Origin of the sequence: Chitinophaga rupis (assembly GCF_900109685.1) — a bacterium.
Classification (GTDB): domain Bacteria; phylum Bacteroidota; class Bacteroidia; order Chitinophagales; family Chitinophagaceae; genus Chitinophaga; species Chitinophaga rupis.
The window spans coordinates 515,508-540,973 of record NZ_FOBB01000004.1 but is presented as its reverse complement, the minus strand read 5'-3'; the positions used below and the strand labels follow the sequence as shown (position 1 = coordinate 540,973).

The window sequence follows — 25,466 nt, the reverse complement described above, 5'->3', positions numbered from 1 at the left end:
CATGAAAAGAATATTCTTAGTTGCAGCGGTAGTGTTAATGGGCATGGCAGCACAGGCGCAGTTCACCTACGACTACCTGAAGGCCGGTGATTTTTACTATAAAAAGGCCGACTACAATTCTGCCGCACAGTATTATGAAAAATACCTGGCCTCCCGCAAAAGCATTATCCGTCCCGCATCATATAACCCTTATACAACCGGTACGCTCAGCAAAAAACAGGTAACCCCGGTAAGCAGCGAGCAGCAGGCCATCTATTACCTGGCAGAAAGCTACCGCCAGCTGCATTACTATGTAAAGGCAGCGCCGTATTATGAAGAAGCGCTGGAATTTGATAAAACGCAGTTCCCGCTGGCAGCCTATCACTACGCCACTGCATTGCGCGCGCTGGAAAAATATGAAGCCGCACAAAAAGCCTTCACCTATTTCCTGAGCATCCACGAAACAAAAGATGAATATACCGCAGCAGCAGAGCGGGAAGTAAAGAACCTGCAGTTCATACAGGAGCAGCTGCACCGCAGCGATCTTTCACAGTACTCCGTGCACAAAGGCGCCACCGGCCTTAATGCCACTGGCGCCAGCTATGCGCCCGTATGGCTGAACGACGGTACTTTACTGTTCACCTCCACCCGCCCGGATAGCGCTACAGATAAGAACCATGTGCACCTGAACCGGGTATACCAGGCCGCTGTAGCGGAAGGTAGCGCCTCCAATATTACCCGCCTGGAGCTGCCGCAGCCGCGGGATATACACCAGGGTGTGATCAGCATTGCACCGGATGGTAACACCTTATTCCTGACCCGCTGGAAAATAGAAGATGGTAAAAAGATCGCCAACATATACCGCAGTAAAAAATACGGCAATGCCTGGAGTGAGCCGCTGATCCTGGATGAGCAGGTGAATGCAGCCGGTTACAATGCACAGCAGCCTTTTGTAATGCCGGATGGCAAGCACCTCTTATATGCCAGCGACCGCAAAGGTGGTTACGGTGGTTATGATATCTGGTGTGCCGACCTGGATGTAGATGGTAAACCCCTGAACAGCCGCAACCTGGGCAGCACCATCAACAGCGCTGATAATGAGCAGGCACCTTACTATCACGCACCCAGCGGCGTACTGGTATTTTCTACCGATGGTGGCGTAGGCATGGGCGGTTACGATTTCTTTTACAGCAAAGGCAGCCTGGATAACTGGGAAACGCCTGTGAACTTCGGCTACCCGGTGAATTCCGTAAAAGACGATATCTACTTTGCCAGCAAAGGCACAGAAAAAAATATCCTGGAAAATGTGTGGATAGGCTCTGACCGCGCAGCAGAATGCTGCCTGGAATTATTTGCCCTCAGCAAAAATATTCCCGTACCGCCGGATACTATCAAGGCCCTGCCGCCGGTAGTAAAAGAAGTAACACCACCGGCAGTTGAAACACCCACCATACTGCAGAACGTGTATTATGATTTCAACGTAGCAACGCTGAAAACAGAATCATATCCTGCGCTGGATGTGCTGGTGAATATGCTGCAGCAGCACCCGGATCTGCGCATTGAGATCAGCGCGCATACCGACAGTAAGGGATCTGATGCGTTGAACGCCCGCCTCTCTGAAGCAAGGGCCCGGAACGTAGTGGAATACCTGATCAGCAAAGGAGTGGATAAGGAAAGGCTGGAATATAAGGGCTATGGCGCTACACAGCCCATTGCGCCTAATACCACGCCGGATGGAAAAGATAATCCTGAAGGAAGGCAGAAGAACAGAAGAACAGAGTTTAAAGTGCTGAAGTGATCTTTTTCGGCCATAAATGAAAATCGGTACCGGGCGTTCCGGCACGGAGCGTCCGGTAACCTTAAAACAAATGTTATGCAGATATCTATTAAAAGATGCATGGCGGTTGCTTTAATGATCTGTATGGGGGTGCATTCCGTGAGTGCGCAACAACAACCGCATTACACGCAGTACATCATGAACCCGTTTATTATTAACCCGGCCGTGGCAGGTATAGAGAACTACTGGGATGTAAAGGCCAGCCACCGCCACCAGTGGGCAGGGCTCAACGGTTCGCCGGTAACTACATATTTAACCGTGCATGGCCCGTTGCGTAAAAGTGATTATCCGCAGGCATCGCCAACGGGTTTTGAAATAGAAGGTACTAACCCGCGCGGCAGGGCCTACTGGGCCGACTATGAAGCGCCGCCTTCACACCCCGGTGTGGGTTTCACCCTGCTGAATGACAGGACCGGCCCCTTAAACCGCGTTTCTTTCAGCGGCACCTATGCACATCATATAGGCCTGGCGCCCCGCACCAGCTTAAGCGCAGGTATCTCACTGGGCATGCAGTCCATTACGCTGGATGCCAGCAAGCTGGAGCTGCAGAACCCCAATGATCCTGTAATAGCCGGCAGCTCGCTGCTGAACACCTGGAAGCCCGAAGTAGCCGCCGGTTTATGGCTCTACTCCGCAGATTACTTCATTGGTTTATCGGCCCAGAACATTATTCCCATGAACCTGGGTTTTGATGAAGGCAAGGTAGTAGGCGATTCCGTGTACCGTGGTAAGCTGATCCCGCACCTGTTCCTCACCACCGGTTACCGCTTGTGGTTATCGGAAGATGTTACGCTGATGCCTTCCGTAATGCTGAAATACATAACAGCGGCGCCGGTAAGCTTTGATGTAAATGCCAAGGTGCAGTACCGCGACCGCATATGGGCAGGCGCATCTTACCGCTACAAAGATGGTGTGGCAGCTATGCTGGGCGTGAATATCAGCTCTACCTTCAACATCGGGTACTCCTATGATTACACCGGATCTTCCTTAAACACCGTAAGCCGTGGCTCGCATGAGATCCTGGTAGGGATCCTGATCGGTAACCGCTATGGCGATCTGTGCCCGCGTAACGTATGGTAATAACAATAAACAGTTTATTCATTTTTCAACCAATACAAACAAGAGTTTTTATGAAACGTTTTTTCCAAGCATCATGGTTTATTCCCTGTGTACTTGTAATGTCTGTAATGTTTACAGCAATATCCTGCTCTAAGGATGGTGATCCCGGACCCGCCGGTCCGGCCGGTCCAAATGGCCCTGCTGGTCCTAAAGGGGATACCGGCCCTAAAGGAGATACCGGTACCGCCAACGTAATTTATTCCGGCTGGCTGGATGTGACTTTTGAGCAGGATACATCAACCGGCACCTGGATAGCCAGCCTGGATGCACCGCAGATCACACCCGAAGTATTAGCAGGAGGTGAAATAAAAGTGTACATGAACCTGAACTCTGCTGCAGAGCCGCTGGTAGCACCGCTGCCTTACTTTGATGGTGAGAACATCATTAACGTACGTTTTGTGGAAGGCCTCATAGGGCTGCTGGCTAACGGCAACCTGTCAACCGTGGTAGATGATAACGGCGTTAAGTACCAGCAGGCACGTTACATCGTGATCCCCGGCGGTACCAGCGCCCGCAAGGCCGCAGCCGGTATTGACTGGAATAACTACAAGCAGGTAAAAGCCTGGTTGCATTTAAAAGACTAAAGACTGATCTACTAATAACTCCATCACAGATTAGATTATAGGAAAAGGGCTGCCCTTTTCAGGGCAGCCTGTTATTAATCTTAACCTTTTTTGGGAACCTCTATTACAGTGTTTATGAACAGATATTGTGACTTTACCGACGAAGAATTAATACAGCGTTATTTATCCGGCGACAACAGCGCTTTTACGCGCCTGGTGTACCGGCATAAAGACAGGATCTTTACCACCATTGTATTGCTGGTAAAAGACCGTACCCTGGCAGAAGATATTTTCCAGGAGACTTTTATAAAGATCGTGAATGCTTTAAAGGCCGGGCATTATACGGATAATCACCGTTTTGTAGCCTGGGCGGCGCGCATAGCGCATAACTGCAGCATTAACCACTTCCGGAAAGTACACGTGTCGCTGCCGGTAGTGCTGGGCTACAGGGAAGAGCTCTCCGAAAATTTTGCAGGCATAGAGCCCAGCGAAGAGCAGCGCCTTATTATCCGGGAGCGGCAGCAGGAGCTGCATGGCATGCTGGATATGCTGCCCGCCACACAAAGGGAAGCATTGATACTGCGCTATTATGCCGACCTGAGTTATAAAGAAATAGCAGAGGTGGTGAATGTAGGCATTAACACCGCGTTGGGCCGTGTACGTTATGCCATTATGAACCTGCGTAAGATCATGGAACACGCCAGGGAGAATGCCATCGCCTAACGCATAGCAACACCAACCATACAACCAGAATCAGACCTGCACGGCGCTAACCACGCTACGCCTTCCTGAACAGGAAAGGCAACTGCCCGCTATACCGCTTATAGTATCTTATAAATTGACAGGCTCGTTAAAACCGGCCTGCAGGCATAGCTTTGCTGTGCAGCATTGCGCGTGTGAAAGCACGGTGCGGTTAATTGTTTCTTAGCGTGGAAAAGATTTCTAAATAAGCGGAAGGTGAAATGTTTGGGTTTTAACAACAATATATTTGATCTGCATTCTTATTAGCTGCTGCGGAAGATCTTTTATCTAAAAGGTTTCGCCTGTTATTACCGGTTTAAACAAATGTAAGCGGTAATAACAGGCGTTGCGCGGCTATTTTTCAGGAGCCGGTTTAGGCGCTTCTTTTTTATCAGCAACCACTTTTACCTTCTTGTCTGCAATGGCTTTCTTTACCTTTTTACCAGCAATGGCTTTTTTGCCACCTGCGGCTTTTTTTGCAGTTTTCTTATTAACAGGTGCTTCTTTTTTAACCAGCGGTAATCCTTTGCTGAAGGCTTTAGCTGCTTTCTTCACCCGGTTCTTAAATTTCTTCTCTCCCAATTGTTCCTTCCAATTGGTAAGCAGTGTTTCAAACTGCTGTTCAATTGTTTTACGGGTATCCTTACTGGATGCTGGTCCCTTCTTAGTTTCAGACATTGAAAATTGTTTGTTTATAAATTATGAGTAATGTGTGGTAACATAAAGTTAACAATTATATAACCCCGGCAATGTTAAGTTTTTTAAAAAGCCGCATAAAACTTTCGTTGTAAATTCGTTATAAGGGTATAATATATTGATATTATGGGCTATATTTGCGGCATTTCACAAGCGTACCTATACCTTAATAACTGAAATGACACCACTGTTACGAGCATGGCGTGCTGCACATGAATAGTGCAGCCTCCCATCCCTGTATTTACAGCCTCCTTCATAATTTAATTGGCAGCCTCTGCCAGGTTCGGTAGCTTTCCGGGTAAATAATCCCATTATGAAAGCATTAATCTGTCTGGCAGCCATCATCATCTTTTTACCACGCATAACATCCGCGCAATTAACCACTGCGCCCAGTGGTAATAATAAAAAAGCATCTGTTAGCGAACGTATTGGTTTAACGGATGTAACCATTCACTACGACCGCCCCGGCGTAAAAGGCAGGGAAGGTAAGATCTGGGGGCAGCTGGTGCCCGTTGGTTTTACAGACCCTGGTTTTGGCAGCAGCAAAGCTGCCCCCTGGAGGGCCGGCGCCAATGAGAACACCACTTTTGAGTTTACCAATGATGTAAAGATAGCCGGCCAGCCTTTACCCGCCGGCAAATACGGATTTTTTGTGGCCTATGGGCCTGATGAATGCACCCTCATTTTTTCTAAGAACTCCAGTTCATGGGGCCAGTTCTATTACAATGAGCAGGAAGATGCCCTGCGGGTAAAAGTAAAACCCGTGGCGCTGGATAACAGCGTGGAATGGCTGAAATACGAGTTCATGAACGAAACAGAGAACACCGCTACCGTGGCCCTGGAATGGGAAAAGGTCAGTATCCCCTTCACTGTTGAAACTGATTATGTAAAAGATCAGATCGCCTCCTTCCGCCGTGAATTAAGATCAGACAAGGGGTTTAACTGGCAGGGCTGGAACCAGGCCGCCCAGTGGTGTGTGCAGCATAATACCAATTTAGAGGAAGCCCTGCTGTGGTCCGATTCCGCTACCAGCGTAAATTTTGGCGGTGATCGCAGCTTCCCGGCCTGGAGCACCAAAGCGCTGGTGCTGAATAAGCTGGGACGTAACGATGAAGCCACCGCTGTTATGAAAAAATCGCTGCCCCTGGCCGGTATGAACGAAATGCACCAGTACGGCCGCATGCTGGTACAGCAGAAAAAGCCTGCAGAAGCGCTGGAAGTGTTTAAGCAGAATTTTGATAAACATCCCAGCGAGTTCACTACCCTTATGGGATTAACCCGCGGATACTCCGCCACCGGGGATTATAAGTCGGCATTGAAGTATGCCCGCCAGGCCTTATCCCTTGCGCCCGACCAGATCAATAAAACCACGGTGCAAGCCGCTATTGATAAGCTCACTGCAGGCAAGGATGTGAACTAACGGCAGCAGTATCTGCCAGTCTGGCCTACGGCCCTATTTTTGATGAACAACAGGAAAAGGGACTATGGAAACTAAAAATGCGCAACCAACTTTTGGTGAGCTTATAAATGGTAATAAACCGGTGCTGGTAGATTTTTCCGCAGAATGGTGCGGCCCATGTAAAATGATGCCGCCCATTCTTAAAGAGCTGAAGAACATGACGGGAGATGATGTGGTGATCCTGAAAATGGATGTAGACCGTAATCCCAAGCTGGCAGCAGCTTACCAGGTACAAAGCGTGCCTACCCTCATGGTGTTCCGTGGCGGTGAGGTAAAATGGCGGCAAAGCGGTGTAATGAATGCCCGGGAGCTGAAAGGGGTGATCGATCAGTTTAAGGGCTAAAGTTCCCGCATCCGCAGTATCTTGCCGCATATATGCCGGTCATTCAGTCATCTGGTTACAAACCGCCATTCTTTTTGCGGCATCGTCATTTACAGACGATCTATCCCGCTTTATTCCGTAAGCTGCCGCGCGTGCATTATGAACGCGTACGATTTATCACTGCTGACCAGGATTTCCTGGACCTGGATTTCAGCCGCATTGGCAGTAAAAAGATCGTGCTCATTTTACACGGGCTGGAAGGAAATACTACCCGCCAGTACGTAAAAGGCATGGTGCACATCTTTAACCAGGGCGGCTATGATACGGTATCCATGAACTTCCGCGGCTGCAGCGGGGAACCTAACCAGCTGCTGCGTTTTTATCATAGTGGTGAGACGGGCGACCTGGGGCAGGTAATAGATCACCTTATCACATTAGATCAATACGAGAGTATTCACCTGGTAGGTTTCTCTTTAGGTGGCAACGTGACCCTTAAATATTTAGGTGAGCAGGGCGCTGATATTCATCCCTCCGTCCGTTCTGCCGTAACCTTTTCCGTTCCCTGCGACCTGCAGGATAGTTCTGTTGAATTAGAGAAAAAGCATAACACGATCTACATGCGCCGCTTTATCCGCGAGCTGGGTTTAAAGCTGCAGGTAAAAGCACAGCGTTTTCCCGGTATGATCAACCTGGACAATTACCACACTATCAAAAGCTTCAGGGAGTTCGATGACCGCTACACCGCGCCCATTCACGGTTTCCCGGATGCGCTCACTTACTGGGACCGCTGCAGCTCCAAACCTTTCCTGGAAAACATCCGCATCCCTACCTTGCTCGTTAATGCATTGGACGACCCCTTTTTAGGCAAAGGAAGCTTCCCTTACGAAGCAGCTGCCCGGAATCCTCACTTTTATCTGGAAACGCCCAGCCATGGCGGACATGTAGGTTTTGTAACATTTGGCGGCACGTTTTACTGGTCAGAGCGGCGGGCGTTTGGGTTTATCAGCAGGAATTTTTAATTCTGGCAGCGGTTGCTTATTTTGTTCCCCGGTTCCTATTACCTACCATATGTTTGTTATATGTCAGAAACAATTACCTATCAGTACACCACTCCATCATTATTAAATAAAACGGGGGATCAGGATGAGCTTTTCCTGGCTAAATACAGTGAAGTACAAAAGAAAGATGCACCCTGCTTTTTCTGGGGCAGGCTTACAGATCCGTATATTACCGCCCGTTGTTTGGTTACACTGTCTAACGTGGTGCAGTCCAGCTTTAATTTGTCGCCTTTTCAGCTGGCCTTATTAAAAGATCCCATTGTTACCGCAGGAAATGAAAAGATCCGCTTTGAAGGATTTTCCCATTGCTGCAGCGTATACGCACGGGTAGATGTGCTGCCCGGCGGGTATGATGGTGAGTTCCCGGAAAGCGGTACCACCAATGTGGATTTTAACCAGCCTATGATCTCAGCATTGAGCAGCATTAGCCGGCAGGAGCGTGTAGTGCTTTCCGTTGGTAAAAAGGAAGTAGCGCTGCAAAAAGAAGGTAGTGGTAAAGTAGTGGAAAGAAAAGTACCGCTGCCTGTAAAATGGATCAAAGGGTTAACCACGGTACAGCTTTACATGGCCGCAGCAGAGCAGGGATTTACCTTTAACAGGATGCAGGCCTTACAGCTGTTTCAGAGCATTCCCACCGGCAAGCCTAAAGCAGATTTTTACCTGGTGATGCGGGGCAGTAAACCATTATTTTCTCCAATAAAAGCAGCCAATGGTATTTGTGTGGGTGGCGTGCACCGCTTAAAGTTAATGGAACCTTTGCTGCCGCTGGCCGACCAGCTGAAAGTATTTCCACATCCGGATATGCAGTCTACCACCTGGCAGCTGTACTTTGGCAATCTCTGTTTCAGTATGTCGCTTTCACGCGATTGCTGGCGGGGCTTTTCAGGCGAAGGTGCTGCGCTGGAATCATTAATAGAGGAAGTGCCGGATAACTGGATAGATGCCGTGGATAAATACAGCTATGCCAACCAGGTCTTTAATCCCGCGTTACTGGCAGTAGAAGAAGGCATTCAGCTGGAAAAGCTGGACCATATTACTGCCAGGCTGGCTGCAATGGGATTGTTAGGTTTTGATATTGACGCCAATCATTTTTTCTACAGGCGCCTGCCGTTTAAATTAAGCCGCATTTTAAGCCTGAACCCGCGTTTAAAGGATGCCGAAAAACTGCTGGCAGAGAATAAAGTTGAAATACTATCCCGCCAGGCCACCAGGGTAGAGGCGCAGGTAGCAGGCAGCGGGGTACAGCATACCGTGATACTGGATGCTGAGCAGGAACGCTGCACCTGTACCTGGTTTAGCCGCCACCAGGGCGAAAGAGGCGCCTGTAAACATATACTGGCAGTAAAAAAGATGTTAACCAATTAAGCTATCACATGGATCTGCAGCAGGAATTTACAACCATCCTGGAAAAAGAAAGGAAAGATGAAGTATGGGCTTTCCTGAAAGGATTGGATCAAACACAGAAAAAAGCATTCACACCTTTCCTGAAAACAACCGCAAAGGATTACCTGGATTACCGGGAGGTAAAGGAAAGCGGATCACAATCCAGCATTTTCATGCAAAAGGCTACACCGGTACAAAGGGAAATATTAAGAGCTGCCGGGTTTGTATGCTGCACGCGGCAGGAAATAGAAAAGATCTTCTTTGGTATACTGGATGAAGAAATATTGGAGCAGGTGTTAGACTGGTATTGCCCCGATTGGCTGAATGCTTATGTAAATGACCTTAAGGGAGACCATATACCCCTTAACTATCTTAGCTTAGTGAAGTTGTGGAAGCAGGGACATATAGATCCCGTACCCGCTTTAATAGCCAGGCAGCTGCCAATGGTTATACATAATTATGAAGGGCCCAACCGCAGCTACCAGTTTACAGTTAGCAACCTGCTGATATATGACATTACTCTTACGGAGCATATCTGGTACCTGTTCCAGTTTGAATCATCTGTCAACTGGTCGGGCCGTTACCTGGCTACAGACGCTGCACAAAAGACCTGGATAGATGTGTTCAGGGAATTTTCAGCAGCAGGAAAGCTGGACAGGCAGCGTATCTTAAAAGAAGCGCTCCTGGCTTCCAACCGGGGATTTAATAAAACATTATCCGGCTGGTTCGCTGAATTGTTTACAGAGATGGAGCCTGCTATAGCTGAATTGCAAACCCTGCAGCCGGAGCTGTTGGTAGCGTTAAGCGCAGCGCATACCAAACCGGTGAACACAGCCCTGCAGTGCCTGAAAAAGCTGGCAGATGAAAAGCAGCTGGATACAGGTAGTTTCCTGGATCATACAGGCATTTTGCTTTCATCTACCACCAAAGCCGTATTAACCAATACCCTGGCCGTGCTGGAAAAGCTGCTGAAACAGGATAAGCAGCTGGCGCCGGCTGTATGTGCCGCCCTTTGCCAGGTATTTATGAATAATGATGATGATGTACAATCCCGTGCGGCCAAGCTGCTAAAGAAGTATGGCAATGCTGCAGATCCCGCGCTGCGGGAGCAAATAGCGCAGTACCGGGAAACCATGATGGTAAGCGCGCGTAGCCTGTTGCCGGATTTTATGGAGCCTGTAACGGGAACGCCTGTACCCGGAAATATACTGGAAGTGCCGGAAGCATATAACCTGCTGGATGAGCAGGTAAAGATTGAAGACATCTCTGGCTTTGATGAGCTCATCTTCCTGGCCAGCCAGGCCTTTGATAACAACCAGCCTTATCACATTTATTTATTACCGGCCGCATTGATCAAGCTGCACACTGATATAACGGGAGAGCAGGTAAAAAAGCTGGAGCCGGCCTTTCAGCGGGCATATAAGCTGGTAATGAAAGGCGCTGCATCCGCCGGTGAGCTGGATGTGCTGCTGGCAATTTTCTGGATAGACTATGGCCGTTACCTGGTGCAGCAGTTCCCGGGAGAAACAGCATCCATCCGCAGCATGCATGAAAGTAATGTTAAACAGGATGAAGCGTTCCATCAACAGTACCCTAAATGGTATACGCGCAGGATGCGCACTTTGAAGGAATGGAGTAACGGATACAAAGGAGATCTGTGTGGCGTGTACCTGTTCTTTTTAATAACCGCATTGGATAAAATAACAAGCGGTGATACCCTGCCCTTATTATGTACTCCCACACATGCCCCTGGCTGGTTATCGCCTGTAGAATTAACAGAGCGCTTATACCAATACCAGCAGGCAAATACAGCGCCGGATGAAATGGATCTGCAGATGGCGCTTTCACGGCTTGTGCTGGATACGCCTGCACCGGGCCTCTCTTATGCCGCTGAAAAGCTCACTGGTGAGTACCTGCGCATTATGCAATTTATACTGGAAAAAGATGCCCGCCCGCAGCCGCCGTTCCAGCATGCTTCCTGGTGGATGATAGCTGCACTGGCAAAAACACCCTTGGTTATTTACCCGGAGTTTGAGCATTTTCCATACAACAAAGTGGCCCGCAGCCGCTTTACAGGGCAATATGCCTGGCAAACTATTGCAGAAGAACGCTTTACTGATGAATATGATTATGAAAAAAAGAAGAATGTTAAACAGGCATACCTGCATAAAGAGCTGCAGGTAATTGGCATCAATAAGCAGGATGTGCAGGCAGCAACGCCGCATTTGTTGTATGAATATATAATACTGGGCGATACCGGATCCCTCTTTACAGCGCCGAATGATATGCAACGCATGTTATTCTTCACACCCAATAATCCGGAGCCATTGCTGGCGCATGTGGTGAGCCGCTGCCTGCAATATGAAAAGTTCTGGGATGAAACAGCTAAAAAAGTGGTGCTGAATACCATACAGACTTTGCATGGCCTGCAGCGGCCATGGAGCAGCATGGGCCATTTATTTATAGCCACCTGTTTAGTAAGCAGCGATAAGACCATTGCGCAAATTGCAGCAGAAATATGGATCAATGGGGTTACCAGAGGTTTGATCAATAGCCACCAGCTGGGCGAAGTGATAGGTAAGCACCAGGTAGTGGAGTTCACGCCGTTAAAGCGCTTTACAGACCTGGTAATGAATAACCTCATACGCCTGTCAGACCAGCATAACCGGGAACTTGAAAAGATGATCGGTTCCTTACTGGCCCATTTACCCGAAGAACCTATTAAAAACCTTAAGAAGCTGCTGGAAATATATATGGAGGTATTATCCATTAACCATTCCCTTATAACAACAGCATGGATCAGGGAACAGCTGCAGGCCTGGTCATTAAACGATGGACTAAGTAAGGTTACCAAACAGTTGCTTACAAAATATGTATAAATAAAGCGGCAGGGATTGCTCCCCGCCGCTGTTTCAGGTGTTACTAGGATTGGTTCAAAAACCAGGTGGTGTATTGCAAATAGTCAGGGCTTAATATGAATATCTATGGCGCCGGATATTTCCGTAGAGACCTCTCCCAGGAAACGGTCCGGGTTATCCGGGTCAGTAGAAGTATTACCATTGCAGCTTTGGCCGGTATACACTTTCACAAAATCAATATATTTTAAGATCACGCTTTTACCATTAGCATCTACGGCATTGCTGATCTCCAGCTTATTGTAACCACGCCCTTCATCGTTGATGGTTTGCAGCACATCCGCCGATCCGTTATCGGAATAACCCCAGTCAAAAGGTTGGTTGGTCACCAGGTCGGTCTGGTAAACAGGATCATACTTTTTGCCGATGGTGCTGGGCAGCAAAGTGCCTTCAAAAGAAATAGAATCAGGGTTTGCAAAAGAAGGGTAGTAGGGCTGTGTGTGAAAATAGTTGGCCAGCACATAACCGCTGTGGCCCTGGTTATCTTTCCACAATATATCTGTAGCTTCTTCCTTTTTAGGATTGTAATATGTGATGCGGTATTTTTTTATGGTAGTGGCTTTTGCATATTCGCTGCCGGCCAGCTCATACCATTCGCCGTCATCCGGCTTACCGTTACCGTTCTTATCCTGCATTACCAGCACAATGCCAGGCTCTGACCATTCCTGGCCGGCATTGGTTAAGGGATTGCCAAAGATGCCAAGATCATCGCCGTCTTTATTCTCAATGGAATGATCAAATCCAAAGATCACATAGCCGCCGTAGCTGCCCAGTGACAGCAATGCATCGCTGCCGCCAATGATCTTTTTAGCGGCGGCAGTATCGCCTAAATTATTTTCATTTACAAACTGGCCGGGCGCCGGCAGGTATTCAAACACCTGGCTAATATATGCGCTGCTGGATGAAGTAGCCGGCCGGAAATGGTCCGGTTCTTCCGGTGTGGGTGTTTCATCTGCATCCTTGGAGCAGGCCGCCAGCAGCAGTACAGCAGATAAAAAAGTAAGCCGGGTAAATCTTGTGAATTGCATAATATCGAAGTGTTAATTTTTCTTAAGGAATACAAAGTGGCCGGGAATATCCCCTGTTTCAACAGACCATTTCTTTTTGCCGGCTTTATCAAAACAGTACAGGATGCCGGGCGATACATAGTCCAGCGCATCGGATACATACACATCTTCGGTATCCGGGTCTACCAGTATACCATAGGGTATTACGATCTGTTTATCTGTACCGTCGGTAATAAATTGGGTGCTAAGCAGCGTATCAGCCTTTACATTGATCAATGCATAGCTGATAGTATTGGAATGGGTGATGTAGCTCCATGCCACGCTGTAAATGTAGGCCAGGTCTTTATGGATAAAGATGTTGCTGGCGGCTATATCAAACCGTTTCTTTACCGTATCTGAATGCGTATCAATTACGTATAGGCGGGAGGGTATGGTATAATAATCTCCCCGGGAGCTTACATACAGGTCGCCGTAAGGATCCAGCGCCAGGCGGTCCAGGTTAATGGCTACATCAATACGCTTTAGCTCCTGCTGCGTGTCCAGGTTTATTACGGATACTGTACGCTCATAATTAGGCGGGCTATAGCCGCCCGAGTTGGCTACATATAGCTTGTTGCCGCTAATGGCCATCTGCTCCGGGTTACGGCCGGTTTTAATACGCCCGGTTTCTGTGAGGGAAACAGTATCTATCACCGATACATAACCGTCGTTAGAGGTGATATAGGCATTGCCTTTATAAAAAACTACGTACCGGCATTGCCGTATGTTCAGCTGTTTAATGCGGGTTACAGTGGCGGCGTCCACTACCTCTACCTTGTTGGAGTTGTTTACTACAATGTACATTTTGCTGCCGTAGATCTGTATGTCGTTGCCAACATCCCCAAGGCCTTTGGTTACTTCAGGGTTATAGGCTTCATACAGGCGGCGGCTGTAGCGGCCTGTGGTAAGATCCAGGTAATCCAGCGAAGCCTTGTTCATGTTCATGTTTCCCTCGTTCAGCACATACAGGCCCTGCACAGTAGGCGTAACATCATGCGGGCGGCTGTAGCCGGCTATATCCACGCTGTCAACCTGCGGCAGCACCAGATCTTTACGGCAGGCCGTGAGCAGTAAAAGACTGCATAAAAGAAAGCGGTATAAATAATTCACAGACATCATAGTTTATGATCAGCGGCTAATGCTTAAAGTAAGCCGGTAGTTACGGCCTGGCATGGGAAAGTTCAATACCACATCGTAATACTGGTTTAATAAATTATTCACCTCAAACGTGAGCTTATTTGTAAATGAGCGATGCGCCAGGGTCCAGGAGGCAGAAAGGTCACTGGTGTACCAGGGCTGCACATAATTCACGGGTATGTTCCTTTTCTGACTGTAACGTTCCCCGGTATAAATAAAGCTGTAGTTCAGCGCCAGGGAGCGCCAGTCGGCCCCCAACGTAAAAGACCCGCTGTGCCAGGGCGTGTAGGGGATCTGCTGCCCATAGTTAAACCCGCCTTTGCCGGAAGTAACATCCTGCGCCTTTTGATAGGTGTAATTGATACCTGCATTTACCAGCAGCTCTTTAAAAGGCTGCAGGGCAGTGGTGAGCACTACATCTATCCCTTTAATATCCACCCGCCCCAGGTTCATCATCGACCAGCCAAAGAGGTTATCAGAAGGCACCGCCACTATCTTATCCTTTACATGATTGTAATAACCATCTGCCTGCAGGAAAATGTAGAGCCAGCGTCCGCGCATGGGTTGCTGCCAGGTAAAACCGGCATCATACTGCTGCACGTATTCGGGTTTCAGGTTATTGTTGCCAATGAAAGTATAGTACAGGTCATTGAAAGTAGGCAGGCGGAAAATGTTTTTGTAAAAAGTACGCAGCCACAAATGCTGCTGTGCAAAAGGTTTCCAGGCCAGCGAGAGGGAAGGGGTGTATTCCCTTTTAGGGCCGGCGCTTTCATAGATTTGTACTTTTTCATTCACAATGGTGGCCAGTAAATTGCCCTGTATTTCCAGCTGTGGTAAATGCAGCCGGCTGGCCAGCGCTACCAGCGTGGTATAGCGGGTAGGGTAGGGAAAGCGGTACAGGTTTGCATCCATCGTGTTTGATATAAAGTCCGCTGCCAGCGAGCTTTCCCACCAGCGGGTAATTGTATATTCATTTGCCAGGGATACATATACTTCTTTCTGGTGATAATAGTTATCCAGCAAATGTTGTTCGTTGGGATATTCGGGATCAATATACCGGCTATACAGGTCGGAGTATTTAGCATTGGCTAACAAACGGTACCGTTTGTGCGGATCGCTGTGAAAGGTTGCCTGCACAAACTGGTCGCGGTCTTCCAGGTGCTGCCCGTAATTAAAATGGTTGGCCACAATAGCGCCCGGCAAACCGCGGGTAGATTGGTAGCGGTAATACTTCACCGCCCAGGCGCTGCTATCGGCCAGCAGGCCATTTAAGGCGGCTTCTGCGCGCCAGGCATTCACATTGCCATTCTGCCGCAGGGCTGTAGTATCATACTTGCCATTGGTGTAACGGAATTTATACCGCCCATTGGCATTGATCCATTCTGTGCTCACTGTACTATATATGCGGGATGTAATTTTTTGCTGCCATAACAGCGAGGGGTTAATTAAACCGGATGAACCGGTTTTCAGGCTTACTTTACCATGCCATTGTTCATTGTTTGAAAATTGTGGGGTACGGGATTGCAGGGCTAATACATTACCTGCGGAGAAAGCCCTGGCAGGCTGTAATAGCGTAGGGGGCTGCCCGTTATACAGGGCTACTTCGGAAATATTGTCTAAGGAAAATTTACCCAGGTCTACCTGCCCGTTCTGCGCATTGCCCAGCACTAGCCCGTCATAGCTCACCGCCGTGTGGTTGGTACCCATGCTGCGTACATTAATGGTTTTTAAACCGCCTATGCCGCCGTAATCTTTTAGCTGCACACCGGAAAAATACCGTACTGCATCGGCCACAGACAGGCTGTTTAACCGCTGCAGCTTTGGCCCGGATAATACCTGCATGGCAGTAACGGGGTTAAGGCCTGCGGGCAGGCGTTTGGCATCTACCCGTACTTCCTGTAAAGTGGTAGTGTCTTTTACCTGAGCATAAGCAGCGCCGGCCCATAACAGGCTGGCACTGCTTAACAGGTGAACATACTTACGGATAAAAGCCGGTTGCTGCATAATTAATGGAATACAGGCATAGCAGGGAAATACCAGCCTGTATAGGTTAATGTCTTTTTCAATACTGCCGTGGTAGCGTCATAGATCAGTATGCGATTGGTATCGCCGGTAAAGGCGCCGTTAATGGTGGTCAGCACCAGCTCATTTTTGTCTTTATTATACGCTGCGCCTGCGCCATAAAAGAACTGGCCGCTGGGCAGGGTAATAAAAGGCGTAGTTAAAGAAGCCGCGTTACCAATTACATAACGGTACAGCTGTGTACCACCGGCAAAACCATTGTTACGCACTATGTACACTGTGCTTTCCTGGGTAGAGGAAGTGATGGCTGCATGCCGCCACGCACCCCAGAGAGAGGGTACGCTGAAAGGCAGCTTCAGCGCGGTACGGCCCAGCGTAGCAGGATCAATACGGATCAGGGAATCCGCATTGGTAGCATATACAGCGCCGTCTTTACCTAATGCAAAAGCCAGGTTGGCTGGGCCGAAATTCTTCGCCCAGGCATAGGTGCTGCTGTTGATAGCTACAATACCGTCTGTTTGCGATAGTACAAATAAATAGCTGCCGGCTTTTAGCATATCGCCGGTATAACCGGCTACTGCGCTGATCTTAGTGCCAATAGCCAGGCTGGGTAACGTTACCGGGTACACGCCATCTTTAGCGCTCAGCAAACCATGCGTAGCATCAATACCAATGAACGCATGACCATCATTCTGCGGCAGGGTGGCCACACGGCCGCTTTCCACCATGGTGTTGGCGTCTGTTACTACCATGGGGCCGCCTGCTTTAATTACAATGTACATTTTGCCATTAAAAATGGTAGCGTACTGCAGGGTGTTGGTAGCAGTACCCAGCGTGCCGGTGGGGTTTTGCTGATGGTACACGTTCAGGTCCAGGCTATCGCCGCTGTAGGAATAAAAATGCAGGTCGCCGGTACCGTGGCCAAACCAGCCTTCATTGGCAATAAAAAAGCCATTGGCATAATTCGCTAATAACGCGGTGTTTGTGGCGTTAACTTTTCCAAGCTCCGCTGCTTCTTTTTGCAGCGGCTGCAGCGCATCTTCTTTCTGGCAGGCTGCAAAGAAAACAGTCAGGGTTCCCAATAACAAAAGGGGCAATAGTTGTTTTTTCATATGATCGTATGGGTTTAAAAATACAGGGACATACAATGCCTACCGGGCCAGCAGCCCGGAAAAAAACAATTGTAATAAGTACTGGAATTATTGCACCAGCACTACACGCCATGGGTAAAAACGATACAGTAAAAAAGAATATAATGCCGGTAGGCTTACATTCCTGGCCTTTCACCCGAAAGCGCTGAATGACTGATTGCACCTTGGCAGGTCTTCTGGCTCTCCTGCTTTTCCGGCAGCCTTCCCATTCTTATTGAACAGTGGCATGCAGTTACTCCGGAAAAACGTCCCAACAAGTTGGGAGCAGGATCACAGCTACGGGGATAGCTCCGGTATTGCACCGGATTCCCTTTTAAGCCCGGTTTTTACACCAGGCACCAAATGCGAATGCAAACGTACGGGAAGTATTATTAAAATCCAAAGAGGGAAGGATGAGCGGGAGAAAAACGCTAAACGCTAAAGGCTAAAGGCTAACAGCTAAAAGCTAACGATCACTCATCATCTAATCCCTTTCCACTGAGTATTTGCTTCAGATATTTTTCAACCCTTGCCTCCCGGGTTTTGGATTGTTTGGGTTGAGAGAAATGAAAAAGGTAGGCTCTCTGCCTGCCAGGGGTTAATGCTTCAAAAGCTTTTTTCAGGGCCGGCATCTTATCCAGCTTCTTTTGAAATTCTTCAGGAACATTAAATTCCGACGTCTTTTTTAAAGTTACTTTCAAGCCGGCTTCTTCTACTGCAATGGCTTCATAAATATAGGTTTTCAGGATGTCCTTCATTTCCACTATTTCCTTCACGTTGGTGAACCGGATCTGGCGCGCTGACTGCACATTCTCTGTTTGCTGGATTAAAATGCCATTGGTATCATTTAACAGCACACCTTTGAAGAATAAGTACGCGCAGTATTCTTTAAACTCATGTATTAAAACAATGTTACTGTTCTGATGTGTATAACAAGGGCAGCCCCACTTCAATTCTTCCGTGAGCCCGCACTCAAGCGCGATAGTTCTCAGCTGCTTCAGCTCTTTTGGCCACTTTTCGGATTTAGCGAAGTAGAAATCAACCTTTGGATTCATGTTGTTCATTTATTAAAGTTAACTGAAATAAGCTTTTTGTCTGCAGGCCTGAAATACATGATGCTACAGACTGGACGTACGTGACAGCGGAAAATCCGCATGCCTTACCGCCAAACTATACAATTCTTTAAATTATTGTGTAGTTATTTGACTACAAATTTAAATGTAGTTATTTAACTACGCAAATTTTATTTTACATTCTCCTAATACTTCTTATAGTAGATCAGCTCTCCGGCCTCCCCGCTGCCACTATTCTCGCTGGGTACAAACAGGGTTACTAATATCGCCTGCTGCCCGTTGATCACCGTATTGGTAATGGTAGGATTTGCAAATGCCTTGCTGCCATGATCCGTTACAATATGCAGCGTGTCTGCATTGCCGGTCTGGTAATCGTATAAATATGTACGCCAGGTACCAAAATCACCTTTAGTGCCCTGGCCTTCAATTACGCCAAAGTTGTAACCTTTGTAAACAGTGGCATCCCGGTCACCAATGTTGCCTTTTACCCCCCAGTACAATAAGGCATTGTCAAAGTTGGGCTGCTTGCTGGTGGTCCAGGTATTAAAGTTGGTGAGGGTGCCGCGGGCCTGCCGGTCCACATCACAATTGGAATAAAAATGATGGCCTACATCCAGCCGGGTACTGCTGGCATAATACAGGTTAGGCGTACCTTCTGCGCAGGAGGAAAGTGTTTGCGGCGCATTAAAGCTTTTATTTACTGCGCCGTTCTGCAGATCGGTCCAGTTACGGAAATACACAAACTTTAAATGGTTATTAGGCTCCTGCTCCCAGGCCATTACAAAACCGCCGTCGGCTGCAACGGCAATGGTGGGCTGCGATGCGCTGCCCGTATTGCTGCCGGCCAGCTCGCGGATCCAGGTCCAGTGTAATACATCGGTGGATGAAGCCAGGTTCACCTTTGCCTGGCCATTTACATAGGTGTGGTATACAGCAATAAATCCGCCACTGGGATTGGCAATAATTTTTGCGCAGTCCATGGTATGACCTACATTATCCTTTGCATTGTAAATGTGCGCATCAGCGCCTGTTACGTTTTCAATAATATGCCGCAGCTCCGCGCGGGTAGGGTCAGAGGGCGCTGCCAGCGCAGTGGCTTTGCTTTTGGTAGTTAATCCATTACCGGCAGTATCATTGGCTGCATTGTTCTTGGCGCAGGCGCCTGCCAACAGGCATACGCCTATAGCATACAGGAGAGGTGTTTTCATACGGGTGGAAGATTTGGGTTTTACAATAAAAAAAACAGGTTTACAATTGTAACAAGGTATTATTTTTCATCATCGTTTGCAACAGTAGGGGTAGCTGTATCGCCTAATAATAAGTTCACCTGTTCAGCAGGCAGCTCCTGCACATTGCGCAGCTTGCGTTCTATGGAGCGCGACCTGCGTCCTGCTTCATCAATTACATTGCTGGCTTCCTGTAATTTCTTCTGTGTTTTATCCAAAATAGTTCCAAAGTTGCCGAACTCCGTTTTCACGGCGCCCAGCAGCTGCCATACTTCGCTGGAACGTTTTTCAATGGCCAGGGTGCGGAAGCCCATCTGCAGGCTATTCAGCAATGCGGAAAGGGTAGTGGGCCCTGTTATAATAATGCGGGATTCTCTTTGTATGGCCTCAAACAAACCCGGTGTACGGATCACTTCTGCATACAGGCTTTCAAAGGGCAGGAATAAAATAGCAAAGTCGGTAGTGTTAGGCGGATCAATGTATTTGCTAAAGATATCAACCGCGCATTTTTTAATGCCTTTTATAAAGTTCTTGCGGCATTCTTCAATCGCTTCCGGAATAGCCTTATCATAGGCTTCCATCAGCAGCTCAAAATCTTCTTTTGGGAACTTGGAGTCAATGGGCAGCCATAATACCTGTTCCTTGTCTTTGCCCGGCAGCTTTACCGCAAATTCCACCAGCGCATTGGAGCCGGCTTTGGTCTTTACATTTTTGGTATATTGCTCCGGTGTTAGCAGCTGGTCCAGCATATTTTCCAGCTGGTATTCACCTAAGATGCCCCTGGTTTTTACGTTGGTGAGCACACGTTTCAGATCACCTACCCCGGTGGCTAACTGCTGCATATCGCCCAATCCTTTGTGCACGGCTTCCAGCCGCTCGCTTACCAAACGGAACGATTCACCTAAGCGTGTTTCCAGTGTCTTTTGCAGCTTTTCATCTACGGTGGCCCGCATCTCATCCAGCTTTTTCTCGTTGCCGGATTGCAGGTCCGTGATCTTTTTGTCCAGCGAGCTGGTTAAATACTGCAGCTTGTCCTCCATGCTGCGGGTTAGCATATTCAGATTAGTAGAAAAAGTTTCCAGCTGGTTCTTTTGCAGGTCGCTGGTGTTTTTCATAGCGCCGGAAAGCTGGCCGCCAAATACCTGCAGGGAGGCTGTCATTTCTGTACGCGTGTTCTTTGCCGCTTCATTGGTTTCTGCGCGGTTGGTCACCATTTCCTGCTTCACAGCGGCTTCCAGCCGGTGCAGGCTATCCAGCAGCTGATCTGTTTTATATTGTAAGGTATTTTGGCGGGAGGTATTGGCGGCTTTATTCATCATTACCAGCACTACTACCAGCAGTAATAATATCACTGCCAGTAATACATATATTATTTCCATCGTGAAAAGTTAAAAGTGAAAAAGTAAAAATTAAAAAGGCGCCTGTTCATAATCTTACATTCTTCTCTTATTTCAGCATTCCTAAGATCATCCCCATCACTTTCTCCCGGTCTTCCAGCCAGTCTTTTGCATACACATTCACCGTTTTCCAGCCAAAGGCCTGTAAAATAGCGGGGCGTTGATAATATTGTTCTATAAGATTGTTGTTATGATAATGAGTGGCATCATCCAGTAAAATGCCTAAGCTATAGTTTGTATCGCTAGCCTGCCGTTTTACAGCTATGGAACATTTAAAGCTGCTTTGCCCAACATTTACATCTACCGTATAACCGGCTGTTTCCAGCGCTGTTCTGATCTGCTCACTTACAATATTGTTCTGGTCAGCAGTGATAGAAGACCGGGTGCCCGGCAGCACCAGGCTATCCAGTATTTCCCGTGCCTGCTGCATATTGCCGGTGCTTACCATTTCCGCATATTGTAAAAAGCGTTTAAAGTAACGTGCGCCGTCATTATGCTCATTGGTAATGTGGTGGTGTTGTATGCTGCTCACCACCGCCATATGTTTCCTGGCCCGGCTGAATATTACGTTCAGTCTTTTCTCGCCCCCACGGCGGTTCACAGGGCCAAAGTTCATGCGCATATCCCGTTGCCGGTCAGGCCCGTAACAAACGCTTATAATGATGATGTCCCTTTCATCGCCCTGAACATTCTCCAGGTTTTTTACAAACAGGCCGGTGAACTGTCCGCCTTCTTCCCGGTTATATGCATTTTCCAGCAGCGCTTCAAATTCCCGGTCCGTAGCAGCCAGCGCGCTAAGCGCATCTGTAATAGCGCCCTGCTGTTCCTGGCTGAATGCTACAATGCCAATGCTGTCCTGCACATTATCCAGCAGCAGCTGTTTTACAATATAAGCAATATACCCCGCTTCAGCTGTATTGCGGCGGTTTTCGTAGATGCCTTCCGGTAGGTAATGGTAGCTGATGCTGTTTTGCAGCAGCTGTGCTGCGTTGGCAGTTCCCTCTTCCGGTTGCAGCACCTGCTGCAAAGGTGTTTGCTGTGCAGGGGTGCTATGATCCGGGATGGTGAGCAGCTCCGCGCCATAAAATGCGTGGTTGGAAAAGCTGATCAGCGATTCATACCGGCTGCGGTAATGCCAGCTGAGCATAGTGCCCGGTAATTTGCCTGCGCCCTGCACCAGCAGGCTTTCTGCATCTGTAGGGTAGCTTGCTTCCGCTTCCGGCAGATCTGTATCTTCTGCGTCTGCACTGCGGTGCTGGAAGAACTGGCCCGGCGGCATCTGTTTATCATCGCCCACAATAATGGTTTGCGGCGCGCGGAAAAGTGCGGGTATTCCTTCTTCCACCGGTATCTGGCTGGCTTCATCAAAAATAACCACGTCAAATAAACCGGCATCCATGGGCAGGCTGTCACTCACGCTTAATGGGCTCATGAGCCATACCGGTTTAATATCCTTTAACACCAAACCGCTTTCATAGGATGCCATTTCCCGTATGCTGCGGAAGCGCATGGTTTTGCTCATTTCATGTTCCAGGATGCGCCGGCCTTCAGCATAGGCTTTCTTTAATATTCTTTGTTCCGGTTTCAGATGGCTGGCGGCCGTATGGCTAATGGCATAATGCTGCAGGAACTGCTGCCGCCTGGTAGCGCGTATATAATCACTGTTCAGCACCAGTAAGTGCTGGTAGGTTTGCGCTATTTCTTTTACCACTTGTTGCAGGGTTGCATGGGTGGTGGCCGCAAAAGCAGGGTGATGGTCCAGGATCAGCTGCAGGGAAGTATGCGCCATGGCTGCCTCCGCCTGCTGCGGCGTTAAGGGAATATGGCGGATCACTTCCTGCAAAGGCAATGGCAATGCGGCAAAGGCCTGCAATGCGGGCAGCAGTTTTTGTACGGCTCCTGCATTTTTGCTGATGGCGGTCAGCTCTTCGTTTACCTGTAACAGTGATTTCTGTTCATACCGGTACAACGATTGCTGCAGCTGCAGCTCCAGCTGGTGCAGGGTATTGTTCAATGCATTCAGCTGCAGCACCAGCTCATTGGCCGCCGGGTGTTGCAGCAGGTAATCAACATGCGCGTTGCCCAGCTTACGCCGCAGTGTTTCAATACCTATGTGAATGGTTTGAAGGTTATCTACCCGGTATTTTTGCTGCGTGGCCTGCAGGTGTTTCTGCGCTTTTTCAAGTGCGGCATATTCCTCCTGCAGCTGCTGCAGCACGTCGCTGTAGGCAGGTGGCAGCTGGTGGCCGGAGAAATCATACGCGCGTAACAGCTCTTTTTTTAAGCGTTTCCAGGAAGGGCTGAAGAAGCGGAAAAAAGACCGCTCATATTTATGCGCAATGGCTAAGCCATGTTTGGTTTCCTGTGCGCTGAATTTCTGCCGCCATTTACTATTAGCCTTTACCGTTTGTTTATAAGCCTTTTGTAATTTCCGGTATTGCCGGTAAGCTTTTTCAAAACGTTTGGCTTCTTTATGCGAAGGATCTACCAGCTGTAAATTACTGCTCTCAGCCAGCGGCGCCAGTACAGCGGCTGTTTTCACCAGCGTAATAATGCTTACCAGTTTTTCCGTATACTCATAAGGCAGGTGGTTGGTGGTAATGATGCGTACAATATGATCAATAGCGCCCTGCGCGTGTGAGGCCATGTTATTCACCAGGGTAAAAGCCTGGTCAGAGAGGATCACCGCATTACCTAAATTACGAAAGGGGTGTTTTGCAAATGCAGCATCAGCGCCCTGCTGTTCCAGCACGCGGCCCAGGTCTTGAAGGGTATCGCCAAATTCCAGCCACTGGCTGTAACCGGGCATACCGGCCTGCTGTTGCGCATCCAGCATGGGCATATGCGGCTGTAGCGCTACCAGCCGTGCTATCAGCTCCCGGGTAGGCAGCCCGGTATTTTCATACTGGTTATTTTGCCGGGCATGATAGGCTTGTAATACCTGCAGCTGCCGTTGCAAATGTTCAACGGCTATTTGCCGCCGTAAGGTCAGGTGGGTAAGGTCCATCTTGGAGCGCAGAAAATCGTCATACACGGTTTTCAGCTCCTGGATAAATGTTTTCTTATCAGCCTGGCTATCGTGAATATAACAGCACAGCTCTGCCAGCTTGTTCTGCTGCAGGCGGTGATACACTACATCCAGCGCAGCCCTTTTTTCACAAACAAACAACACGGTTTTGCCCTGCGCTAAATAATCTGCTATCAGGTTGGTGATGGTTTGGCTTTTACCGGTACCGGGTGGCCCCTGTATAATATAGCTCCGCCCTGTTCTGCCCTGCAGGATGGCATTGGTTTGTGTAGGATCGGCGCTGATCACATGGTACCAGTCGGCCGGGGAATGGCTGGCAGGCGCCAGTACTGGTGCTTTGGGCTGTTCGCTGAACAGCTCTGCAAATACCGGGTGCGCGCTGGCTTGTTCTAATGCCTGGTTATAATCACTTACCAGGCTCATTTTTTTATAGTTGAAATTTCCCAGCACCAGGTTACATACATCCAGCTCCCAGTGCTGTGGGTCCTGTATTACAACTGGTGCGGGTATCTCCGTTATATCAGGTGTTTTACCTAAGCGTTTCAGGTAGGTGATAAGGGTTTGTTGTGCGGTATAATATTGTGAAGTTACTTCCGGCTGTTCGCTGAAATGTAATTGTACCTGCTGTCCTGCATTTTCGATCAGCGCTTTTACTGTTTCGTAAAACGCCTGCATGGTATCTTTTTCAAATGCCACCGTTTCCGGTAAGGTAATGCCATACAGCTCCTGCAGGTACTGCGCCAGCACCGGGTTTACAGTGGCCATATTATCCTGCAGCTCTAAGGTGAACCGGTCGTCCGGCACGCCTTTGCTGCGTTTAAGTTTTACCGGCAGCAGCAATAAGGGGCTTTGAATGCGGGTACTGTTATCGATGGTTAAATTATGCCAGTGTAAAAAAGCCACCACCAGCTTTAGCTGGCTAAAGCCATATTCCCGTTCATCGCTTTCCGACTGCTGGCGGATGCCATTCAGCTGCGGCTGCAGGTAAGGATGCTCCCGGAAATGCAGCAGCTCATTCAGCAGCAGGTCTTTTTCACCTTTTACAGCTTTGCTGATGTTGTTCCAGCTAAGCAGGGCAGCAGCGGAAATATATTCCGGCTTTAATGCCAGGGGCACACTGCCTGTGGTAAGATTTACAAAACGGCTGCCGCTTTTGTAATACAGCAAACGGTTACGCCGGCTGGTATCAAACAGGCGGTTCCGCAATCTGGAAAGTATAAGCGCATGAGGTCCGGCAAGGGAGGATGGTGTATTTTTTTTGAACAGATCAGACATAGCAGGTGGCCGGCGTTTTGCACATTTACGGGGAAAAAATAGCGCATTGCACGCTATTAT

18 protein-coding genes and 1 riboswitch are annotated in these 25,466 nt (G+C 48.5%); of the genes, 9 read left to right on the top strand and 9 right to left on the bottom strand.

Going from position 1 to position 25,466, the window contains the following annotated elements; genetic code table 11:
• Position 1 precedes the first annotated feature (1 nt).
• The 4 genes from BMZ54_RS33525 (at position 2) to BMZ54_RS19015 (ending at position 4,221) form a co-directional block, all read left to right on the top strand.
• Positions 2-1,777 (top strand): OmpA family protein, encoded by a 1,776-nt coding sequence (locus BMZ54_RS33525; RefSeq protein WP_089915460.1) that lies wholly within the window; start codon positions 2-4, stop codon positions 1,775-1,777.
• Positions 1,778-1,852: 75 nt separating this feature from the next.
• A complete protein-coding gene (locus BMZ54_RS19030; RefSeq protein ID WP_238386621.1) occupies positions 1,853-2,896 on the top strand; it encodes a PorP/SprF family type IX secretion system membrane protein in 1,044 nt (347 codons plus the stop codon).
• Between the two features lie 50 nt (positions 2,897-2,946).
• On the top strand, positions 2,947-3,519 hold the full coding sequence (locus BMZ54_RS32785) for a collagen-like protein (protein WP_143081068.1): 573 nt from the start codon (positions 2,947-2,949) through the stop codon (positions 3,517-3,519).
• A gap of 114 nt (positions 3,520-3,633) precedes the next feature.
• Entirely contained in the window at positions 3,634-4,221 is a 588-nt protein-coding gene (locus BMZ54_RS19015; RefSeq protein ID WP_089915451.1) for an RNA polymerase sigma factor, read from the top strand.
• A 372-nt stretch (positions 4,222-4,593) separates the two neighbouring features.
• Here BMZ54_RS19015 and BMZ54_RS19010 read toward each other — a convergent pair whose 3' ends face one another.
• Entirely contained in the window at positions 4,594-4,917 is a 324-nt protein-coding gene (locus BMZ54_RS19010; RefSeq protein WP_089915448.1) for a hypothetical protein, read from the bottom strand.
• Between the two features lie 331 nt (positions 4,918-5,248).
• Between BMZ54_RS19010 and BMZ54_RS19005 the strand changes: the two genes are divergently transcribed.
• The 5 genes from BMZ54_RS19005 to BMZ54_RS18985 all read left to right on the top strand — a co-directional run bounded on the left by BMZ54_RS19005 (position 5,249) and on the right by BMZ54_RS18985 (position 12,036).
• Complete coding sequence (locus tag BMZ54_RS19005; protein ID WP_089915444.1) at positions 5,249-6,355, top strand: DUF2911 domain-containing protein; 1,107 nt, start codon at positions 5,249-5,251, stop codon at positions 6,353-6,355.
• A 64-nt stretch (positions 6,356-6,419) separates the two neighbouring features.
• Entirely contained in the window at positions 6,420-6,737 is a 318-nt protein-coding gene (trxA, locus tag BMZ54_RS19000) for a thioredoxin (protein WP_089915441.1), read from the top strand.
• Between the two features lie 74 nt (positions 6,738-6,811).
• Positions 6,812-7,735 carry a YheT family hydrolase gene (locus BMZ54_RS18995; RefSeq protein WP_202909291.1) on the top strand — a complete coding sequence of 308 codons (924 nt, stop codon included), beginning with the start codon at positions 6,812-6,814 and terminating at the stop codon, positions 7,733-7,735.
• Positions 7,736-7,795: 60 nt separating this feature from the next.
• Positions 7,796-9,139: an SWIM zinc finger family protein gene (locus tag BMZ54_RS18990; RefSeq protein WP_089915435.1), complete on the top strand. Its 1,344-nt coding sequence runs from the start codon at positions 7,796-7,798 to the stop codon at positions 9,137-9,139.
• A gap of 8 nt (positions 9,140-9,147) precedes the next feature.
• A complete protein-coding gene (locus BMZ54_RS18985; RefSeq protein WP_089915432.1) occupies positions 9,148-12,036 on the top strand; it encodes a DUF6493 family protein in 2,889 nt (962 codons plus the stop codon).
• 83 nt (positions 12,037-12,119) lie between these two features.
• Here the strand turns inward: BMZ54_RS18985 and BMZ54_RS18980 are convergent, their stop codons facing one another.
• From BMZ54_RS18980 to BMZ54_RS18945, 8 genes are all read right to left on the bottom strand, one after another.
• Positions 12,120-13,100 carry a hypothetical protein gene (locus tag BMZ54_RS18980; protein ID WP_089915429.1) on the bottom strand — a complete coding sequence of 327 codons (981 nt, stop codon included), beginning with the start codon at positions 13,098-13,100 and terminating at the stop codon, positions 12,120-12,122.
• A gap of 12 nt (positions 13,101-13,112) precedes the next feature.
• The gene (locus tag BMZ54_RS18975) at positions 13,113-14,237 is read right to left on the bottom strand and encodes a YncE family protein (RefSeq protein ID WP_089915426.1); all 1,125 of its coding nucleotides are present in this window, start codon (positions 14,235-14,237) and stop codon (positions 13,113-13,115) included.
• Positions 14,238-14,246: 9 nt separating this feature from the next.
• The gene (locus tag BMZ54_RS18970) at positions 14,247-16,259 is read right to left on the bottom strand and encodes a TonB-dependent receptor plug domain-containing protein (protein WP_089915422.1); all 2,013 of its coding nucleotides are present in this window, start codon (positions 16,257-16,259) and stop codon (positions 14,247-14,249) included.
• Between the two features lie 2 nt (positions 16,260-16,261).
• Positions 16,262-17,389 (bottom strand): DUF5074 domain-containing protein, encoded by a 1,128-nt coding sequence (locus BMZ54_RS18965; RefSeq protein ID WP_089915416.1) that lies wholly within the window; start codon positions 17,387-17,389, stop codon positions 16,262-16,264.
• A 188-nt stretch (positions 17,390-17,577) separates the two neighbouring features.
• A riboswitch (cobalamin riboswitch) is annotated at positions 17,578-17,786 on the bottom strand.
• A gap of 94 nt (positions 17,787-17,880) precedes the next feature.
• Positions 17,881-18,462, bottom strand: a complete 582-nt coding sequence (locus BMZ54_RS18960; RefSeq protein ID WP_089915809.1) for a YdeI/OmpD-associated family protein — start codon at positions 18,460-18,462, stop codon at positions 17,881-17,883.
• A gap of 203 nt (positions 18,463-18,665) precedes the next feature.
• Complete coding sequence (locus tag BMZ54_RS18955) at positions 18,666-19,688, bottom strand: hypothetical protein (RefSeq protein WP_202909289.1); 1,023 nt, start codon at positions 19,686-19,688, stop codon at positions 18,666-18,668.
• A 59-nt stretch (positions 19,689-19,747) separates the two neighbouring features.
• Positions 19,748-21,085, bottom strand: coding sequence for a DNA recombination protein RmuC (locus BMZ54_RS18950; protein ID WP_089915413.1), 1,338 nt, complete (start codon positions 21,083-21,085; stop codon positions 19,748-19,750).
• A gap of 67 nt (positions 21,086-21,152) precedes the next feature.
• Positions 21,153-25,406, bottom strand: coding sequence for an AAA domain-containing protein (locus tag BMZ54_RS18945; RefSeq protein WP_089915410.1), 4,254 nt, complete (start codon positions 25,404-25,406; stop codon positions 21,153-21,155).
• Between the last annotated feature and the right edge of the window lie 60 nt (positions 25,407-25,466).

What these genes read in the sequence shown, in the direction of transcription:
- BMZ54_RS18955 (WP_202909289.1), bottom strand. Translation starts at nt 19,688, where the DNA reads ATGAAAACACCTCTCCTGTATGCTATAGGCGTATGCCTGTTGGCAGGC.
- BMZ54_RS18965 (WP_089915416.1), bottom strand. Translation starts at nt 17,389, where the DNA reads ATGAAAAAACAACTATTGCCCCTTTTGTTATTGGGAACCCTGACTGTT.
- BMZ54_RS19015 (WP_089915451.1), top strand. Translation starts at nt 3,634, where the DNA reads ATGAACAGATATTGTGACTTTACCGACGAAGAATTAATACAGCGTTAT.
- BMZ54_RS18985 (WP_089915432.1), top strand. Translation starts at nt 9,148, where the DNA reads ATGGATCTGCAGCAGGAATTTACAACCATCCTGGAAAAAGAAAGGAAA.
- BMZ54_RS18975 (WP_089915426.1), bottom strand. Translation starts at nt 14,237, where the DNA reads ATGATGTCTGTGAATTATTTATACCGCTTTCTTTTATGCAGTCTTTTA.
- BMZ54_RS18980 (WP_089915429.1), bottom strand. Translation starts at nt 13,100, where the DNA reads ATGCAATTCACAAGATTTACCCGGCTTACTTTTTTATCTGCTGTACTG.
- BMZ54_RS18950 (WP_089915413.1), bottom strand. Translation starts at nt 21,085, where the DNA reads ATGGAAATAATATATGTATTACTGGCAGTGATATTATTACTGCTGGTA.
- BMZ54_RS18960 (WP_089915809.1), bottom strand. Translation starts at nt 18,462, where the DNA reads ATGAATCCAAAGGTTGATTTCTACTTCGCTAAATCCGAAAAGTGGCCA.
- BMZ54_RS33525 (WP_089915460.1), top strand. Translation starts at nt 2, where the DNA reads ATGAAAAGAATATTCTTAGTTGCAGCGGTAGTGTTAATGGGCATGGCA.
- trxA (WP_089915441.1), top strand. Translation starts at nt 6,420, where the DNA reads ATGGAAACTAAAAATGCGCAACCAACTTTTGGTGAGCTTATAAATGGT.
- BMZ54_RS32785 (WP_143081068.1), top strand. Translation starts at nt 2,947, where the DNA reads ATGAAACGTTTTTTCCAAGCATCATGGTTTATTCCCTGTGTACTTGTA.
- BMZ54_RS19010 (WP_089915448.1), bottom strand. Translation starts at nt 4,917, where the DNA reads ATGTCTGAAACTAAGAAGGGACCAGCATCCAGTAAGGATACCCGTAAA.
- BMZ54_RS18990 (WP_089915435.1), top strand. Translation starts at nt 7,796, where the DNA reads ATGTCAGAAACAATTACCTATCAGTACACCACTCCATCATTATTAAAT.
- BMZ54_RS18945 (WP_089915410.1), bottom strand. Translation starts at nt 25,406, where the DNA reads ATGTCTGATCTGTTCAAAAAAAATACACCATCCTCCCTTGCCGGACCT.
- BMZ54_RS18970 (WP_089915422.1), bottom strand. Translation starts at nt 16,259, where the DNA reads ATGCAGCAACCGGCTTTTATCCGTAAGTATGTTCACCTGTTAAGCAGT.
- BMZ54_RS19030 (WP_238386621.1), top strand. Translation starts at nt 1,853, where the DNA reads ATGCAGATATCTATTAAAAGATGCATGGCGGTTGCTTTAATGATCTGT.
- BMZ54_RS19005 (WP_089915444.1), top strand. Translation starts at nt 5,249, where the DNA reads ATGAAAGCATTAATCTGTCTGGCAGCCATCATCATCTTTTTACCACGC.